The organism is Thalassoglobus neptunius (assembly GCF_007859735.1).
GTDB classification, from domain to species: domain Bacteria; phylum Planctomycetota; class Planctomycetia; order Planctomycetales; family Planctomycetaceae; genus Thalassoglobus; species Thalassoglobus neptunius.
The window spans coordinates 1-16,708 of sequence record NZ_SIHI01000061.1; the positions used below are offsets into that span (position 1 = coordinate 1).

Below are 16,708 nucleotides of genomic sequence, written 5' to 3' on the forward strand. Positions count from 1 at the left end.
TGCCACCCACAACTCACCCTGAACTTCCGATTTCCGTCGCCCCAACGCCATCGTTTCCTCCTTGATCAACTCCAACTGCTGAAAGATAATTCATCTCCCCCATCAATGCGAGTTTTTCAACGGGCTGTTAGATCGAGTTTCGGCTCTCTCTTCGCCCCTGCTCTCTGCCGGTCTCACCTGTCGGACCCGCCAATCGATAACGGCAACTGCCGGGAATCCGCCTCTGCGATCTCGAAATCAGACGGGTGAGTGTTTCACGTGAAACAGCGGCTTCGTTGGGATTCGTCGCGGAGTTTGCTAGAGTTCCGGGATTGAATAAGCAGTGGTGGATACCACTCCACATACATTCACCTCGACATCCAGAAGCACCTCCTGGATTTTGGCCAATTCCTCAGACCGACTGGCTCGCCAATTCACAGTGCGAGCACGTTCCAATTGGCGAAATTGATTTCATGAGTGCACCAATTCTGACAGTGTCGCAATTTGATTTGTGTAGTTTCATTGGGGAACACTCCCCGGAAAGGAAGGCGTGATGACAACTCCGGTGCGGATTGGAATGATTGGCTACGGGTTCATGGGACGAGCCCACACGAACGGCTACAAACGATGTCCTGACTTCTTTCCAGAACTGGAACATCAACCAGTCCTGAAGGCAGCCTGTGCCCGGAGCAAAGACAAGATCCAGGCGTTCGCCGACCAGTGGGGATACGAGTCAATCGAAACCGACTGGCGGAACTTGATTGCTCGCGATGATATCGATGCTGTGGACATCTGCGTGCCGAACAATCTGCACAAGGAAATCGCCATTGCAGCTGCGGAAGCAGGGAAAATGATTCTCTGCGAAAAGCCGCTCGCGATGTCCGCCGAAGACGGCGAAGAGATGTGCCAGGTCATCGAAAAGACCGGTGTGCAAAACACCGTCTGGTACAACTACCGAAGAGTCCCCGCGGTGACGCTCGCCAAGGAGATCATCGAGAGCGGAGCCCTCGGGCGAATCTTCCACTACCGCGCCAACTTCCTGCAGGACTGGACCATCTCCGAGGAACTTCCTCAGGGTGGAGAAGCACTGTGGCGACTGGACGCAGACGCGGCCGGATCGGGCGTGACCGGGGACCTTCTGGCTCACTGTATCGATACAGCGATCTGGCTGAACGGAACAGTCGCCGACGTCACCGCGATGACTGAAACCTTCATCAAAGAACGCGTCCATCAGGCAACTGGAGAGAAGACGAAAGTCACCATCGACGATGCCTGTTCGTTCCTGTGTCACTTCTCAAACGGTTCGCTCGGCCTCTTCGAGTCGACTCGCTATGCCCGAGGACACAAGGCGCTTTACACATTCGAAATCAACGGCTCAGAGATGTCACTTCGCTGGGATCTGCACGATCTCCATCGCCTCGAAGTCTTTGATCACAAAGACGAAGGGGCATTGCGAGGATGGAAGAGCGTGCACGTCACCGATCATAGCGGAGTCCATCCGTATATGGACAAGTGGTGGGTTCCAGGACTTCAAGTTGGCTACGAACATTCCTTCGTTCACCATGTGGCAGACTTCATGAAGAGCCTGGACGAAAAAACTCCTTGCGCTCCAACCTTCCGGGATGCACTTGAGACACAGAAAGTCTGTGACGCAGTGCTCGCCAGTGCCAAAGATCACACCTGGCACAAGGTTTGATTTCTATCGAACGAGACCGATTCACAGCGACTCAACTGACTGCATGTTGCGGGTTTGTTGCTGACTGGTGAATGCGGTCGAGCCGTTCATGAAGAAAAAAGGCTGCCGGGAGATCACTCAGATCTTCCGGCAGCTTTTCTGTTTTTCACTGTATCTCAGTCGAAGTCCGCTGCGTGGACGAGCGAACGTTTCGCGAATGTTATCGCTCGGCAGCGACGAGATCTTCGTAAGTTTCGCGGCGGCGGATCAGGGAATACGAATCGCCATCCACAAGAATCTCTGCCCCGCGACAGCGAGAGTTGTAGTTGCTGCTCATCACAGTCCCATAAGCACCGGCACTGAAAGTGGCAAGAAGATCACCTTTGACCACTTCGGGAAACGGACGTGCTTTCGCGAGGTAGTCACCGGACTCGCAAACCGGGCCGACGATATCTGCGGGGGAGCATCCTTCGATCTCCGATTCAAAAGACTCCGGGAAACCGACCGATGGCTCGACCGGCCAGATCTTGTGAAAGGAATCGTACATCGCGGGACGAACAAGGTCGTTCATCGCAGCGTCTTGAATGACGAATCTCTTGCCGCCTTCATGCTTCACGTAGATGACACGACTCAACAGAATTCCGGCATTGCCAGCGATGCAACGCCCCGGCTCCAACGCCAGGCGGCATTCTGCTTTCTGGATGTAAGGCATGATGCCCTTGGCATAGTCCGCAGCTGACGAAGCTTCGTTCGCGCGATAGTTCAGGCCGAATCCTCCGCCGAGGTTGACCCAGTTCGTTTCGTGCCCTTTCGCCCGCAACTGTCTGACCACCTCGACCGCTTTTTGGGCAGCCTGCTCGTAGGGTTCAACAGTATTGATCGGCGACCCAATGTGCAGATGAATTCCGCGCAGGTTCAGATGAGGATCTGCGAGGACTTTATCAGCCAACTGATCGTGCCGCTCGATGTCCATCCCAAATTTGTTCCCCTTCCTCCCGGTCGTCGTTTTGGCGTGTGTCTTGCCATCGATGTCCGGATTGAGCCGCAACGCAACCGGAGCGACCCGTCCCATCTCTGCTGCGACGCGGGAGATCGCGTCGAGTTCCGGTTCACTCTCGACGTTAAACATGAGAATGTCGTTTTCCAGAGCGAAGCGGATTTCCTCATCCGTCTTTCCGACTCCAGCAAACGCGACGCGTGTTGTATCGGCACCGGCTGCTTTGACGCGGAACAGCTCTCCCCCGCTGACAACGTCGAAGCTGCAACCTTCGGAATTGAGAACTTTCAGGATGCTGAGGTTCGAATTCGCTTTCACCGAGTAGCAAACAACGGGATTCACGGGAGCGAACGCTTCCTGAATCGCACGAAATTCGTGAATCAATTTCGCTCGTGAATAGACCCATAATGGGGTCCCAAATTCTTCGGCGAGGCTGGGAACATTAACGTCCTCACAGTGGAGAACGCCGTTCTTGTACTGAAAAGGGTTCATTTCGGCTGCAACTTATGTGAAGTGATGGGATAAGTGGTCTCATTCGGGATCATAGCAGTCAGAATTTGTGGCTCAATCAAGCCGCGAGCACGAACGCAGCTGCGGACGGGCGGAAGATGCGGGGTTTGACCATTGAGGCCTGCGACAGGTAGACTGAAGCGCAATGGTTCCGGTTCGCAGGTTTATTGTGCTCATCTTTTTGGAACGGAACGACTGAGTACGGTTTGGGGTGTCAGATTGGCGATCCTACAGCTTATTCGTGGTGGAGAAGTCGGCAAGCAGTACGAGCTCGATGGAGATACGCACGTGCTTGGCCGTCATCCGACATGCGACATCGTGCTGGATAGCGGTGTCGTGAGTCGACGTCATGCGCAGATTCTCGAGAGCCATGGCACCTATTACGTCGAAGATTTGCGGAGCCGTAACGGAACGTTCGTCAACGAAAAGCTGATTGATGGCCGTCGGGAATTGAGCGAAGGTGACGAAATCCGCCTTTGCGATGTTGTGCTCTCGTTCCTGTTTACACCCTCCGCAGCCATCGTCGCCAAAGATCGCGAAGAGGCTCGCGCAACGCTTGAAGTCACGAATTCCGACGTCGTCCCGATCTCCAGCAACGTTGACGAGAGCCAACTCTTCACTCGTCCCCCCAACGATCTCGAAGACAGTTTCGACGGTTCGACGTCCATTCGAAAACTGCCCACCTGGGACGGTGACTCACTGATTGATCCGAGTGTGAAGCTCAAAGCCATCCTCGAGATCACGCAATCACTGGGAAGAGAACTCAAAGTCGACAAAGTTCTTCCCAAGATGCTGGCAACGCTGTTCAACATTTTCCCTCAGGCGGAACAGGGCTTTGTGCTCCTGAAAGAACCGGAATCCAATCGCCTGAAAGTGAAAGCAAGCCGAGCACGCGGGACCGAAACCGCCGACGTTGTCGCGGTCAGCATGACTGTGGTGCGACACGCCATGCAAACTCTCGAGGCGATTCTCAGCAAGAACGTCTCTGATGATTCACGATTCAAAAAGAGTACCGCTCTTTCGCGAATGCGGATTTCTTCGGTCATGTGTGTCCCCATGGTCACCCCCGACGGAGAAGGCGTGGGCGTGATTCAAATCGTCACTCGCGACGAGCAAAACGCGTTCGCCGAAGAAGATCTCGATCTGCTTGCAAGTCTCGCGACGCAAGCAGCGATGGCCATCGAAAACGCCCGACTGCATGAAGAAGACATTGTCCGTCGTGAACTCGAACGCGATCTCGAGTTCGCCACGCAAGTTCAGTTGGGATTCCTTCCGAAATCGCGGCCGAGCCTGCCGGGGTACGAATTCTCGGACTACTACGAAGCTGCCCTCAGCGTCGGCGGAGACTACTTCGACTACATTGTCTTTCCGGACGGTCGAACCGCAATGGCCATTGGAGACGTGGCTGGCAAAGGCATGCCCGCAGCCTTGTTGATGGCGCGGCTGTATTCGTCGACGCGTTTTCAACTGCTGACCAATCCAACAATTGCGGAAGCTGTCTCGGGGCTGAATCAGGAAATTTCTTCGAGTGGTCTCGGGCATCGATTTATCACTTTCCTGTTGATGGTGATTAACCCCGAAGATCACAGTGTTGAGCTTGTGAACGCCGGCCATCTTTCGCCGCTCCTCCGTCATGTCGACGGAACAGTGGAAGCGATTGGTGCCGAGTCATCAAACCTTCCGCTGGGCATCGTTCCGGACTTGAAGTTTCAATCGTCGCGGCATCAATTGGCCGTTGGCGATACCATGGTCGCCTTTACTGATGGCGTCACCGAAGCGATGAACGGAGAGAAGGAAATCTACGGACAAAAGCGACTCGTCGATCTTCTGGGAACTCTCCCCGATGAAATCCATGAGGTGATCGACGGAATCGTCAGAAGTACCGTCGACTTCTCCGAGGGTGTCAACTCTCGTGATGACACCTGTCTCATTGGCGTCTGCAGGACTGAATAATGACCCTTTCGGTCGATGATGTCCTGGCGGAATCCGGTCTGATTGCGCGGCGACTCAAAGCTTACGAGTCTCGATCCGAGCAGTTGGAGATGGCTCACGCTGTCAATGGAGCAATCGAAGACGGCCATCATCTCATAGTCGAAGCAGGCACCGGAGTCGGGAAAAGTTTTGCCTATCTCGTCCCGGCGATTCTCGCTGCATCACAGCGAAGGGAAGGAAACTCCCGCTGCCGAGTCGTTGTGAGCACCCATACGATCAGCTTGCAAGAACAGCTCATCCAACGAGATCTTCCGTTCCTGAATGCTGTCATGCCCGTCGAGTTCTCAGCGGTTCTCGTCAAAGGTCGGGGGAATTATTTGAGTCGACGACGACTCAAACAGGCTTTCACCAAAAGTCAAACTCTGTTCGACACTACAGAGTCGCAACAGCTGCGGCAGATTCACGAATGGGCCAATCAAACCAGTGACGGTAGTCTCACAGACCTCGGCTTCTCTCCGGGTTCAACTGTCTGGGATGAAGTTCGAAGCGATCACGGAAATTGCCTCGGCCGAAAGTGTCCCACGCATGCGGACTGTTTCTATTACGCAGCTCGTCGAAGAGTCTGGAACGCAGACATTCTCGTCGTGAACCATGCCCTCTTCTTCTCTGATCTCGCACTCCGTCGGGATGGAGCCAGTGTCCTCCCCGACTACGAAGTCGCAATTTTTGACGAAGCACACACGCTCGAAGATGTCGCCGCTTCCCACCTGGGGATGGTGATCTCTCACGGACAGTACAACTATCTGTTCAACAAGCTCTATCAGGACCGGACACAAAAGGGACTTCTGCTTCAACACAACCTTACCGAAGCACAACAGCTTGTCGCACGACTGCGATTTCTTTCCGACGACCTGTTTGACCAGATCGACATCTGGAGAAACGAATCGGGATCGCGGAATGGTCGCGTCCACCAGCGACTTGAAATCACGAATCGTGTCAGCCCGGAACTCAGTCAGCTAGCCACTTTGATTCGAGAATACGCTGCCGGTTTGGATTCAGAAGAACAAAAGATGGACCTGATCTCCGCCTCGGAGCGTTTGGACTTTCTGAGCCTGTCAACGAAGTCCTGGTTGGAACAAAGCGAAGAAGATTCCGTCTACTGGGTCGAAACGACTGGAGGGCGACAACGTCAAGTCAAGCTGATGTCTTCGCCGATCGACATTGCTCAAGCATTGAACGACGACCTCTTCTCCGAAATCAACTCGGTCATTCTGACGAGCGCAACGCTCTCGGTCGGAAAGAGAGACTTCGATTTCATTCGCAGGCGGATCGGTCTCTTCAAGGCCGAAGAGAAAAAGCTTGGCTCTCCATTCAACTACCAAGAGCAAGTCAAACTCATTCTGCCGAAGGACATGCCTGATCCGGGGGAGAGCCCGGAACAATACGACATGGCTGTCATCGATCGAATTCGCCGACACGCAGAAGGTCAGGCTGGAGGAGTCTTCGTCCTCTTCACCAGCTACAAAATGCTTCGACGTTGTGCGCAAGCGCTGCGAAGCTGGTTCGTCAAACAAAACCGACAACTCCTTTGCCAGGGAGAGGGAGTTCAGCGATCGACACTGCTCGATCGTTTCCGTGCTGACGGACAAGCGATCCTGTTTGGAACCGAAAGTTTCTGGCAGGGAGTCGATGTTCCGGGAGATGCACTTCAACAGGTCATTATCACGAAGCTCCCCTTCAGCGTTCCAGATCATCCACTTCTGGAAGCCCGACTGGAAGAAGTTCGCAAGCAAGGCGGGAATCCATTTCGCGACTATCAGATTCCTGAAGCAGCCATCAAACTTCGTCAAGGTTTTGGACGACTCATTCGAACGGCCGCCGATCACGGCGAAGTCATTCTTCTCGACCCGCGAGTTCGAACAAAAGCCTACGGCCGAGTCTTTCTGGAAAGTCTGCCTGAGTGTGAGTTGATCATCGATTGACGACACAAACGACATGAACAAACGAACACACAGCTGTTTATGTCGTGACAACGATTCGTAGCGTGTTCGACGAAGTCTAAAAACGAAGAAAGGCCGGAATCCGAAGATTCCGGCCTTTCGAAGTTCAGCAGGTTTTCATCGAGTCATCAGATTCTTGGGGGGAACCATTCGATTCGATTTGTCCTGATTCAACTTACTTAGTTGCAAGCACCGTAAGGAGCGGCACAAGCAGGAGCACATGCAGCTGGAGCGGCACAGTTTGGAGCACAGGCGTTGTCGCAAGGAGCGGCACATCCTGGATCGCAAGGAGCAGCACAAGCTGGGGCACATGATGTGCTCACTGGAGCACAGCAATCGTGCTTACGGCTGAAGCAGCTTCCGAGGCGGCAACATCCGTCGCCGATTCCTCGGCAACGATCTTTGAACCAGCCCAGAACGCGGTTCTTACGATGTGGCTTGCAGCATCGAACTGGTGCACAGCAAGCTTCTGGAGCTGGAGCACAGCAAGCAGGAGCACATGCAGCTGGAGCGGCACAAGCAGGAGCACATGCGGCTGGAGCAGCACAAGCTGGAGCACAAGCAGCAGCTGGAGCGGCACAAGCAGGAGCACATGCAGCTGGAGCAGCACAGCCTGGTGCACAAGCGTTGTCGCAAGGAGCAGCACAGCCTGGGTCGCAAGGAGCGGCACAGCTAGCAGCAACGTCACAACAAGTAGCGGCTGGGGCACAACAGCCCTGGCCACGGCCGAACAGGCCAGCGTCAGCAATGTTAACGCTAGCTGCGATCAGCAAAGCAGCAGTAATGGTTGTCCATTTCATCTTGAAATCTCCTCGACTTCGTCCCGGGGTTTTAGGATTGTGGACTTCAGCTTGACTGAGAAGTCATCTGGAGAAGTCCACCACTCACCATGAATGTTTGAGTCCACGGAAGATGTTTTCGGGAAACTCCGGCGACGATGTAGAGCTTCTGTGATCAAAAACAGCCCTGTTCGAACAGTGTCGGTCCGCTCGTTCTGATTATTCCGACAGTGACGTCCACCGGCGGTGAGATCCGATCTTCAACTCGTTATTCTGGACGATTTCGATTGACTGAAACCGACCTGGCCTTCCGGCAACACATGCTCACGACGACTCTTCTCATTGCTTCCCTTTTATTGACGATCAGGCATCTCTTCATCCTGTGGCACGTCTACCACCGGATGACAGTGTCTGTGTTGAAGGCAAGTGTCTGCTGGCTCTTTGGAGCCAACATTGCGTTGCTGTGCTCCATCGCGTTCAGCCTCGATCTCGGAACGATCGCGAATGCCGTCCACGATCAGCTTTGGTATTGGACGGCGGTTCTCATGTGTTGCCCATTGATTGCCGTTCTGGGAGCCAAACGACCAACGTCCCGAGTCTGGAACGGATTCATCTTACTCCCGTTGGTCGCTGTCCTTGGTTGGCCAGCTCTGGCTGACCTTTCACGACTTCCTGATCTTCCACCACTTGTCATTCAGTCTCCCGCTCTGATTGGTTTCGTCCTCGTCCTCGTTATGGGAGTGGGAAACTATGCGGGGACACGCTGTGGATTGAGTGTGACATTTCTGGGAGTCGGTGTGATGTTGATCGTTTGGTCGACATCAAACATGTTCTCCGGTTCACATGAAACGGAACAACTCGTTCGCTCGATCGCGGCGAGTTGCATTTCGTTCGGAATGTTTCATGGATTCCGTCAGCTTCAACGCTCAACTCTCGACGAATCAGGATTCGACACGGTGTGGTTCGATTTTCGTGACTTGTTCGGCATCGTTTGGTCGATTCGAATACAAGAGCAAATCAACCGGACAGCTGAAAAAGAACATTGGGCCAGCAGACTGGAAGCGATCGGGTTTCAGTGGAAAGAAGACTATCGTGATGAAGAACGGACACAAACCGAACAGCTGATGAATCACGCCCTACACTGGAATCTGCGTCGATTCGTCGAACCGGAATGGATTTCCAGCAGAACCAAAATGCCTCCTCCGCCAGCTCTGTCCAATGATTGATTCCCTCAGAATACGAACCAAAGACATTCGAAGAAACGGCCACAAAGGATTCACCGATGCAGAAGTCTCTGGACGCGAAACTGGAATCGATTCATTCGGACCCAGCGAACAGCAACGAGTTCATTATCGCTGACGCAAAAGATGCTGACATGGGGTTCGGAATCGCAGCCCCGGGAAGACGGCACAGCTCCAACAACAGAGATGGCGACAAAGATCGCGGCAAGTTCCCTTTCAAATCTCTCGAAGAGTATCGCGAACAGATTCGACAGGTCATTCGCCAGGGAGTGGTCGATATCGTGCTGATGTCTGCGAGCACATCGGAGATCTTGTGTCAGAAAGAAAGACTGTTCGACAACTCTCACGTAACGCCCGCGATTCGAGCGAATGATGCCACGGACATCTTCGTGTTTCGTGGAAGTACAATTCCGAACGAGCCAGCACAACCATTTCGAACAGCTTTGCTTGATCACGCGCAGTGTGGCGAGGTCGATTGCCCTCTCGACAATCGAGAGTTTGGCGCAGATCTCGGACTCTATTCGGTCACGTTCAACAACCTCATTGATGAGGACCTCAATACGTTGAACACATATCGTGAGTTTCGGATTGAAGCAGAACGAAAGAAGTTCCGGCACTTCCTGGAAGTCTTTCATCCGAATTTTCCCGGAACGATTCCGACGTCCGAAATTCCGTTTTTCGTCAACGATGTGATCGCCCGAACGCTGGCGGGTGTCCCGTCTGTCGCGCGTCCAATCTTCCTGAAAATTCCCTATCCCGGACCCGAAGCACTGGAAGAACTGGTCAACTACGATCCGCATCTCGTCGTCGGAATTCTGGGGGGATCATCGGGAACGACACGGGACGCATTTCAGATGATTCACGATGCCCAAAAGTATGGCGCACGAGTCGCTCTTTACGGACGGAAGATCAACCACTCAGAAAATCAATTGGCGTTTATCGAGTTTCTTCGCCACATCGTTGATGGAGTGATCAGCCCGGAAGAAGCAGTCGTCGCGTATCACTCAGTTCTTGAGAAACTTGGAACCGCCCCTCATCGACCGCTTGAGCTGGATCAACAAATCACAACCGGTTCTCAAAGCTACAACGAAGAAGCTGTTTCATCTTCCTCGACGTCACCGACGCCAAACAAACCGTCTGACGTTCCGACATCGATCGACTTCTCAAAGATGACCAGCGAAGAGCGGCTGGACTATCACCGAAACCGATTGAAACACTTGTAGCCCGCTCGCGGTTCAATCACGTTGCGTTCCGGCTGTGAATCGTCCTCGCATTGCGAAACGATTCACCAACCATTTCAGCATTCGGTTTCAGCATTCGGGAAGTGCTCGAACTTCTTGCGTCCGAGCAAAATGAGCGACGCTCGAAGAGCGTTCTACGCAGCTTCGGACTGTCCGTTCGACTGATACTGATTCAGCTTGTTGTACAGCGTCTTCAGTGCGATCCCAAGCTCTTCTGCAGTCTGAGGTTTGTCGCCGTTGTATTTGTCGAGAGTCTGCAGAATCACTTCCATTTCGATCTCTCGAAGTGTCAGCGGTTGCACAAAATTCGTCACATGGAACGGTCGACTTGAACTGCTCGATTTCCGACTGACGCTTCCCGGCAGATCCCCCGGTTCGATCGTTTGACCGTTTGAGAGGATCACCGCATGCTCGACGGCATTCGCAAGTTCGCGGACATTTCCGGACCAGTCATGAGCCCGAAGAAGTTCGATCGTTTTCGGAGCCAGAATATCTTCGGGAATGGAATCTCGTTTCATACAACGAGAAATCAGGAACCGAGCCAGTTCCGGGATATCGTCTTTTCGCTCACGCAGAGCGGGAAGTCGAATCTCGAAAGTGTTCACGCGGAAGAAGAGATCTTCCCGGAACGTCCCGTCATGGACCATGTCTTCAAGGTTTCGGTTTGTCGCGCAGACAACCCGCACATCAACGGTGAACGGTTCGTTTTCTCCGACTCGGCGGACTTCTCCGGACTCCAGGAATCGAAGAAGCTTGACCTGCATTGTCTTGTCGAGTTCGCCCAATTCGTCGAGAAACAGCGTTCCTCCGTTGGCAACTTCGATCAACCCTTTTCGTGGAGTGTCGGCACCGGTAAAGGCACCTTTCTTATGGCCGAACAATTCACTCTCAACGAGATTTTCCGGAAGTGCTCCGCAATTGACAGCCACGAAAGGCATTTTTGATCGGGAGCTGTGCTCGTGAATGCTGCGAGCCACAACTTCTTTTCCCGTCCCGGTTTCTCCGAGAATCAGGACACTCGAATCGGTCGGGGCAATGCGTTCGACGAGCCTCTTGACTCGCTGCATTCCCTCGGTTTCCCCGATCAGTTCTGTTTTTCCTCGAACGTTTTGAAGTTCGGTCTCGAGAGCTTGCGCACGGTTCTCCAAAGAACGCTTTGCAGCCACTCGATTCAGAACGTTCGCGATCTCGACGATCTTGTAGGGCTTGCGCAGAAAATCATAAGCACCTGCGCGGATCGCACGAATCGCGTCGTCGAAATCACCGTGTCCGGTGCTGATGATGATATCGGTTTCGACACCGGATTTGTTGATGTGGTCAATGACTGCCCATCCATCGACTTGAGGCATTTTCAAGTCAGTGATGACGACATCGAAAGCGTTGTCCGAAAGGACGTCAATCGCTTCCTGACCTCCTTCGCAGACGGTCACATCGTGTCCGATTCGCTCGAGTTCGTCACCCATCACCATGCGGATCGGGGCTTCGTCATCAACGAACAGCAATCTCAAACGCTGAGCGCCTTTGGCACTTGCGTCGTCGTTCCGTGACGACATATGGACTTCCTGTCTATCTCACGTTGCTCATAAAAATGAGCTCCGGCCAATGAGTTCCTTCAAGTGAGGCAGGGTGATAACACAATCCCCAAAACGTGGCAATTCGATTTCTTGAGGCGAAGACCTGAATGTGGGCGCAATTGAAAAGACTGCACATGGGGCTTGAAAAATGCTAAGTTCTGCCCAATCCTGCGACTGCCAACATCTTGTGGAATGAAGTAACCCGATAGGAAAATCTTGGTGCAACTCCTCGTCAGTGTACGAAATTCGGAAGAAGCTGACGTTGCATTGTCGAGCGGTGTGAACATTCTCGATATCAAAGATCCGTCGCGAGGTTCGCTCGGGCCAGCTTCCGGAAAAACGATCGAAGATTGCCTTTCTTTGAAGACGAAATTCGCTCGGCAGCCCGAAAGCTCCGTCCATTTCAGCTGTGCTTGTGGAGAAGTCAGCGACGAGAGCCCTCGCTGGCGGGACTGGAATTTTGACGGACGGCGGGTGAATTTTCTGAAACTCGGATTGTCTCGACTCAGAAACGCCCCCAACTGGACAAACAAGTGGAACGAGACAAGGTCGGAAATCGAGGGACAAATCGGAACCGCTGACGAAACAAGATGGGTCGCAGTGGCTTATGCCGACGAACTCGTCGCCCAGTCTCCTCCAATCGAAGACGTTATCTCAGCAGCTGCTGACTTCGGGTGTGCCGGCGTTCTCATCGACACCTTCTCCAAGCAAAGCGGACGACTGCGAGAAATCGTGGCTGACGATGTGATCGAAAGATACTGCCACCGGATTCACAGCCACGGCCTCTTCTGTGCCCTCGCTGGAAAGTTGCAGCCCAAAGACATCGCCCCGTTGTCCGTGTTCCCCGTCGATATCATCGCTGTCCGCACAGCGGCCTGTGAAAACGGGGATCGAAACGGCCACATCTCGGAAAAACAAATCCGGACACTTCTCACCGAACTCGGCAATCCTGTTTCCAACTACCGTTGAAGCCGCTTTCGCAGCGACGCAATCGAGACAATTCGTCTTCGATGCAAACCGCGAGAAACAACCGTTTCTGCGAGCGTCGCGTCGACCCGGAACAGAACCTCTTTCTCCGACGCATTCACGACAGTCGCCCGAAATTGAACGGAATCTCCGATCAAAGCTGCGCTGAGATGCTCCACATCCACATGCACTCCCAGCGAGATTTCTCCATCCGAAAGGAATTCGTCCAGCAACTCCATCGCTGCCGTTTCAAGATTCCAAATGAGATGAGGAGTCGAAAGAACCGGCGGCAACCCATCAAACTGAATCGTCAGCGACTCGTCGATTGTCTTCGTAAATCGATGTGACTGACTGACTTTCGGAATCGACTTCATTGATTTCACCAGTCGTGAGAAACGCAGGAGAACGAATTCGGAAAAACGAACTTTAGAGCATCCTGAGCCCATGTCCGCAGCGACTTGCGGAATCAATCCCGAAATTCCTGAACAGAAACCACTTCGAGCGAGTACAGAAAACCGGTCTTCCTGAAAATTTGTCCATCGAAGAGCCGAGTGTGGGCGAGCCCCGTTGATTTTCAGATGTTCATTGTTGGCGGGCATCGTTTGCTTCGCTAAGATTCGCTCATTCGCCACCGTAGCTCAGTTGGCAGAGCGAGGCTTTCGTAAAGCCTAGGTCGCTGGTTCAAGTCCAGTCGGTGGCTTTTGCCATACAATGACTTACGGCAATTCAGCGAGAGGCGAAATTGGGAGTGTCACCCGGATTGTCACCCAATGCTGACTTCCTGGTGGCCTATGGGGATTTTTTGCGACGTTTCTTCTGGGGCGGTTTTTCGTCCGTCTCGTAGAGAAAACTGCTGACTTGCTCGGAATTCTGCCCCACGTAAAACCTCATCGTTGTGTCGAGGGATTCGTGGCGCATCAGTTGCTGCAGGTAGTGCATGGGAACCGTCACCGCCCAGCGGTCACCAAACGATCGTCTCAAATCGTGAGCCGAAGCGAATTTTGTTTTGCTGACTTTGACTCCTGCGACCTCTCCGAGGGCACAGACCTTTCGGGAGACAGCATCGAGTTGCAATTCTTCACCCGATCGCGATGGCAATGAGAAGACTCGTCCAAAGCGTCGACGGGAGGGCACCTTCTTCAGGAACTTCGCGAAGTCTGGAGTCATGGGATGGATTCGATCTTTGCCACCCTTCTCGCCATCGGAAGGAATCCGAAACATGGGGTACCGGTATGTCGACAGATCGACAAGCAATCCTTCGTGACCTTCCCACCAGAGGTTCAATGCTTCACCCAGACGCAACCCTGAGTACCATAGGCCATTGAGAAAGAAGACCCACCTCGCGTGATCAACTTGAGATGTGATCACCGCAGGAATCGCCCGAAGCATTCTCTCGAATTCTTCAAACGTTATTGGGCGCCCCTTCATTGGTGAAGTCTTCGTGGATCTTTTGGCTCGCTTATGTTTTGGAAACGCTGGAACTTCTTCGAGCAGGTCGACCGTCTTAGCCCAATTCAACGCTGACTTCAATTTTGCGAGGTTGCCTTTTATTGTCGCCTCTTCCAGACCTTCACTGCGCATGGCTTTTGCGAGACGACTGATGCTACCAGCGTCAATTGATCGCAACAGACGAGGCTTCAAGATGCGTTCCACCCAACGTAACACTGCATTCACTCGGAGGAAGTTTCCGTCCGACAAAGACTCGAGGTGCTCCAGTTCGTACCGATCACGGAATTCTTTCCACGTCACGTTAAGAGGATCGGCAAATGTTCCGTCGGAGAATTGCTGTTCGATCTTCGCAGCCGCCCGATCCGCTTCCCGTTTGACAGTGGTTCCTGTTGAGCGAAAAATCGTTTTCTTTGTAACGGGATCAATCCACTTCAATTGCCAAAACCGACGGCCGGAACGACGCACGACATATACGGGAACGTTGGATCTCATTCGCTTGCTTCCAGTCCGAAGACATTGAGAATGAATTCAATAAACTGACCTCCATGCATGAAGTCTTTTCTCCCCAGGGTCCCTTTTGGAGCATCCAAGTCGCACATCGCTTTGTATTTTAGTCCTGTGATCTCTTCGATGGTCTCACGTCGATAGATTTCATGTTCCCGAACAACACCCCCGGGAAACCGCAAAAACCGTTCACCTGGAACTATTTGACGATCAATTTTCGTCCCTTGGTCGATTTCCGTTGACATACCTTTGACGTTCGCCATAGGATTGACTCCATTGACGTGACTTCCCCCTCGCTTGTACGGTTGGAGGATGAATCGTTGACACCGATCGGAGTGCCTTGCCGGGCTCTCCGATCAACATAATCTGAGATGAAATCGCCCTGATGGTTACCGCCTTCAGGGTTTTTTCATGCGCGGTGAGTTACATGTGAGCACTCCATGAAAAAAGCCCACGTCGATGCTCGCACACATCGACGGGGCCATGAACCGGCAATTACCGGGGAGTTGTGGGTTGTCAGCATCCGTACGAGTTGATGCTTTTCTGAACCGTTTGTATAGACAATGCCTAGAATCTTGTCAACGTCTAGACAACGTGGCACATTATGCGAATGACAATGGATGACCAACTTAACTTTCGTTGCCTTTCCGAAGAGAAGAAACTGTGGGCGAAAGCTGCGCGAGTAGCTGCGGCTGAAGCGGGTTCTCGGAAGGTGGTGTTGTCGGATTGGATTCGCGAGACATTGAATCTTGCTGCGGAAGCACAACTCGACACAGGGCAAAAGAAAAAACCGAAGTCTTAGGGTGATGTTGATGCGCGAACAGAAAGAGAACGTGTTGTATCGGTCTTCACCGGCGATGTTTCGCAGTCGACCGATCCTGTTTGTCATCCTTGTGAGCCTGCTGTTCACGGTCTTCTTTGAAGACGTCTGGGTGTATGCGGTCATTTCCGCACTTTGGTTGCTCATCTGGTTCATCCGCTGCAAAGCCAACACGCTCATCGTGACGAACAAGCGGAGCACTCAGCGGATTGGAATTCTTTCCATGTCGACATCTGAGGTGTGGCACAAAGATGTGCGAAACACGATGCTCCACCAGTCGTTCTTTCAACGAATCCTGGGTGTGGGAACACTCTCAATTGCCTCTTCGGGACACGCGGGTGTGGAGATTCACATTTCGGGAATCTCTCGTCCCGGTAAAGTTCAGGCCATCATTGATGATCACCGCAGCTGACGCCCGAAGTTCGAAGAGGATCGCGATCAACCCGTCTTATAAATGTGACAGGGATCTGCGGAGTGCGTAGAACATCGAGAGGTGTTCACGTTGGTTGGCCAGAGCGAAGCATTGACCCGGCTTCGTCTTGTCGTTCTTGTGAGCAATCATCGCCCATTTCTCCAGTGCAACAAAACATCCCTGTTGCGAAAACAATCAGTCTCTTCTGATCAAGTAAAGCATACTGAACATTTAATCACATGCAAGGGCATCCTGAAAGTTTCTAGATCTTGTGGTTTCGAGTCGCTTTCTTCCCTTTTCACCACAATCTGCAAAATCGTTTGATCCTTGTCGGTCCAGGTGGTAGTAATACGAATCACCGCTGCGGGAGGGTTCAATATGTTGTGTTGGAAAAGGGTCTTCTGATGATTCGCTCACTCTGTGCGTTCGCTGTGTTGCTGTCGATGGGTTCCGTTGGTCGTGCGGACATTACTTCACGGAGATTCAGCAGGGGGCGAGTTCGACGTTTGTCGTTAATTCTGGACAGGTCACCACATTGGCGCCTCCCAATATCGACGGGACTCCACTCGTCAACAGTGATTCTGTGGGTGACGGTTCGGCTGAGATCACCACAACGATTGAACAAGTTG

At 52.8% G+C, this 16,708-nt stretch carries 14 protein-coding genes and 1 tRNA gene; 10 read left to right on the forward strand and 5 right to left on the reverse strand.

Going from position 1 to position 16,708, the window contains the following annotated elements; translation table 11 throughout:
- Nucleotides 1–532 precede the first annotated feature (532 nt).
- On the forward strand, nucleotides 533–1,675 hold the full coding sequence (locus tag KOR42_RS23905; RefSeq protein WP_146512356.1) for a Gfo/Idh/MocA family protein: 1,143 nt from the start codon (nucleotides 533–535) through the stop codon (nucleotides 1,673–1,675).
- 199 nt (nucleotides 1,676–1,874) lie between these two features.
- Here KOR42_RS23905 and lysA read toward each other — a convergent pair whose 3' ends face one another.
- Nucleotides 1,875–3,143, reverse strand: a complete 1,269-nt coding sequence (gene lysA, locus KOR42_RS23910; RefSeq protein ID WP_146512357.1) for a diaminopimelate decarboxylase — start codon at nucleotides 3,141–3,143, stop codon at nucleotides 1,875–1,877.
- A gap of 237 nt (nucleotides 3,144–3,380) precedes the next feature.
- Here lysA and KOR42_RS23915 point away from each other — a divergent pair, with 237 nt between their 5' ends.
- The 5 genes from KOR42_RS23915 (at nucleotide 3,381) to KOR42_RS23935 (ending at nucleotide 10,336) form a co-directional block, all read left to right on the forward strand.
- Complete coding sequence (locus KOR42_RS23915) at nucleotides 3,381–5,114, forward strand: SpoIIE family protein phosphatase (RefSeq protein ID WP_197441525.1); 1,734 nt, start codon at nucleotides 3,381–3,383, stop codon at nucleotides 5,112–5,114.
- A complete protein-coding gene (locus KOR42_RS23920) occupies nucleotides 5,114–7,075 on the forward strand; it encodes an ATP-dependent DNA helicase (RefSeq protein ID WP_146512359.1) in 1,962 nt (653 codons plus the stop codon). The genes KOR42_RS23915 and KOR42_RS23920 overlap by 1 nt, the downstream gene beginning before the upstream one ends.
- A gap of 451 nt (nucleotides 7,076–7,526) precedes the next feature.
- Nucleotides 7,527–7,769: a hypothetical protein gene (locus tag KOR42_RS27045; RefSeq protein WP_197441526.1), complete on the forward strand. Its 243-nt coding sequence runs from the start codon at nucleotides 7,527–7,529 to the stop codon at nucleotides 7,767–7,769.
- Between the two features lie 390 nt (nucleotides 7,770–8,159).
- The gene (locus tag KOR42_RS23930) at nucleotides 8,160–9,098 is read left to right on the forward strand and encodes a hypothetical protein (protein WP_146512360.1); all 939 of its coding nucleotides are present in this window, start codon (nucleotides 8,160–8,162) and stop codon (nucleotides 9,096–9,098) included.
- Between the two features lie 56 nt (nucleotides 9,099–9,154).
- Nucleotides 9,155–10,336 (forward strand): hypothetical protein, encoded by a 1,182-nt coding sequence (locus KOR42_RS23935; RefSeq protein ID WP_146512361.1) that lies wholly within the window; start codon nucleotides 9,155–9,157, stop codon nucleotides 10,334–10,336.
- Between the two features lie 152 nt (nucleotides 10,337–10,488).
- Here the strand turns inward: KOR42_RS23935 and KOR42_RS23940 are convergent, their stop codons facing one another.
- Nucleotides 10,489–11,907 carry a sigma-54-dependent transcriptional regulator gene (locus KOR42_RS23940; RefSeq protein WP_146512362.1) on the reverse strand — a complete coding sequence of 473 codons (1,419 nt, stop codon included), beginning with the start codon at nucleotides 11,905–11,907 and terminating at the stop codon, nucleotides 10,489–10,491.
- Between the two features lie 240 nt (nucleotides 11,908–12,147).
- Here KOR42_RS23940 and KOR42_RS23945 point away from each other — a divergent pair, with 240 nt between their 5' ends.
- Complete coding sequence (locus tag KOR42_RS23945; RefSeq protein WP_197441527.1) at nucleotides 12,148–12,897, forward strand: (5-formylfuran-3-yl)methyl phosphate synthase; 750 nt, start codon at nucleotides 12,148–12,150, stop codon at nucleotides 12,895–12,897.
- Here the strand turns inward: KOR42_RS23945 and KOR42_RS23950 are convergent.
- Nucleotides 12,888–13,493 carry a thioesterase family protein gene (locus KOR42_RS23950; protein WP_146512364.1) on the reverse strand — a complete coding sequence of 202 codons (606 nt, stop codon included), beginning with the start codon at nucleotides 13,491–13,493 and terminating at the stop codon, nucleotides 12,888–12,890. The genes KOR42_RS23945 and KOR42_RS23950 overlap by 10 nt on opposite strands.
- Before the next feature lie 28 nt (nucleotides 13,494–13,521).
- Here KOR42_RS23950 and KOR42_RS23955 point away from each other — a divergent pair.
- Nucleotides 13,522–13,594: transfer RNA gene (locus KOR42_RS23955), tRNA-Thr, on the forward strand.
- Between the two features lie 89 nt (nucleotides 13,595–13,683).
- Here the strand turns inward: KOR42_RS23955 and KOR42_RS23960 are convergent.
- Both KOR42_RS23960 and KOR42_RS23965 read right to left on the reverse strand, forming a co-directional pair.
- Entirely contained in the window at nucleotides 13,684–14,835 is a 1,152-nt protein-coding gene (locus KOR42_RS23960) for a tyrosine-type recombinase/integrase (RefSeq protein WP_146512365.1), read from the reverse strand.
- Complete coding sequence (locus tag KOR42_RS23965) at nucleotides 14,832–15,110, reverse strand: hypothetical protein (protein WP_146512366.1); 279 nt, start codon at nucleotides 15,108–15,110, stop codon at nucleotides 14,832–14,834. The genes KOR42_RS23960 and KOR42_RS23965 overlap by 4 nt, the downstream gene beginning before the upstream one ends.
- A gap of 353 nt (nucleotides 15,111–15,463) precedes the next feature.
- On the opposite strand from KOR42_RS23965, the gene KOR42_RS23970 reads away from it, so the two are divergent.
- Complete coding sequence (locus KOR42_RS23970; RefSeq protein WP_146512367.1) at nucleotides 15,464–15,649, forward strand: hypothetical protein; 186 nt, start codon at nucleotides 15,464–15,466, stop codon at nucleotides 15,647–15,649.
- Between the two features lie 10 nt (nucleotides 15,650–15,659).
- Nucleotides 15,660–16,079, forward strand: a complete 420-nt coding sequence (locus KOR42_RS23975; protein ID WP_197441528.1) for a PH domain-containing protein — start codon at nucleotides 15,660–15,662, stop codon at nucleotides 16,077–16,079.
- Nucleotides 16,080–16,708: the final 629 nt, after the last annotated feature.

Excerpts from the sequence above, each read along its gene's own strand:
- KOR42_RS23960 (WP_146512365.1), bottom strand. The coding sequence starts at position 14,835 with ATGAGATCCAACGTTCCCGTATATGTCGTGCGTCGTTCCGGCCGTCGG.
- KOR42_RS23970 (WP_146512367.1), top strand. The coding sequence starts at position 15,464 with ATGGATGACCAACTTAACTTTCGTTGCCTTTCCGAAGAGAAGAAACTG.
- KOR42_RS23905 (WP_146512356.1), top strand. The coding sequence starts at position 533 with ATGACAACTCCGGTGCGGATTGGAATGATTGGCTACGGGTTCATGGGA.
- KOR42_RS23950 (WP_146512364.1), bottom strand. The coding sequence starts at position 13,493 with ATGCCCGCCAACAATGAACATCTGAAAATCAACGGGGCTCGCCCACAC.
- lysA (WP_146512357.1), bottom strand. The coding sequence starts at position 3,143 with ATGAACCCTTTTCAGTACAAGAACGGCGTTCTCCACTGTGAGGACGTT.
- KOR42_RS23965 (WP_146512366.1), bottom strand. The coding sequence starts at position 15,110 with ATGGCGAACGTCAAAGGTATGTCAACGGAAATCGACCAAGGGACGAAA.
- KOR42_RS23935 (WP_146512361.1), top strand. The coding sequence starts at position 9,155 with ATGCAGAAGTCTCTGGACGCGAAACTGGAATCGATTCATTCGGACCCA.
- KOR42_RS23975 (WP_197441528.1), top strand. The coding sequence starts at position 15,660 with ATGCGCGAACAGAAAGAGAACGTGTTGTATCGGTCTTCACCGGCGATG.
- KOR42_RS23940 (WP_146512362.1), bottom strand. The coding sequence starts at position 11,907 with ATGTCGTCACGGAACGACGACGCAAGTGCCAAAGGCGCTCAGCGTTTG.
- KOR42_RS23920 (WP_146512359.1), top strand. The coding sequence starts at position 5,114 with ATGACCCTTTCGGTCGATGATGTCCTGGCGGAATCCGGTCTGATTGCG.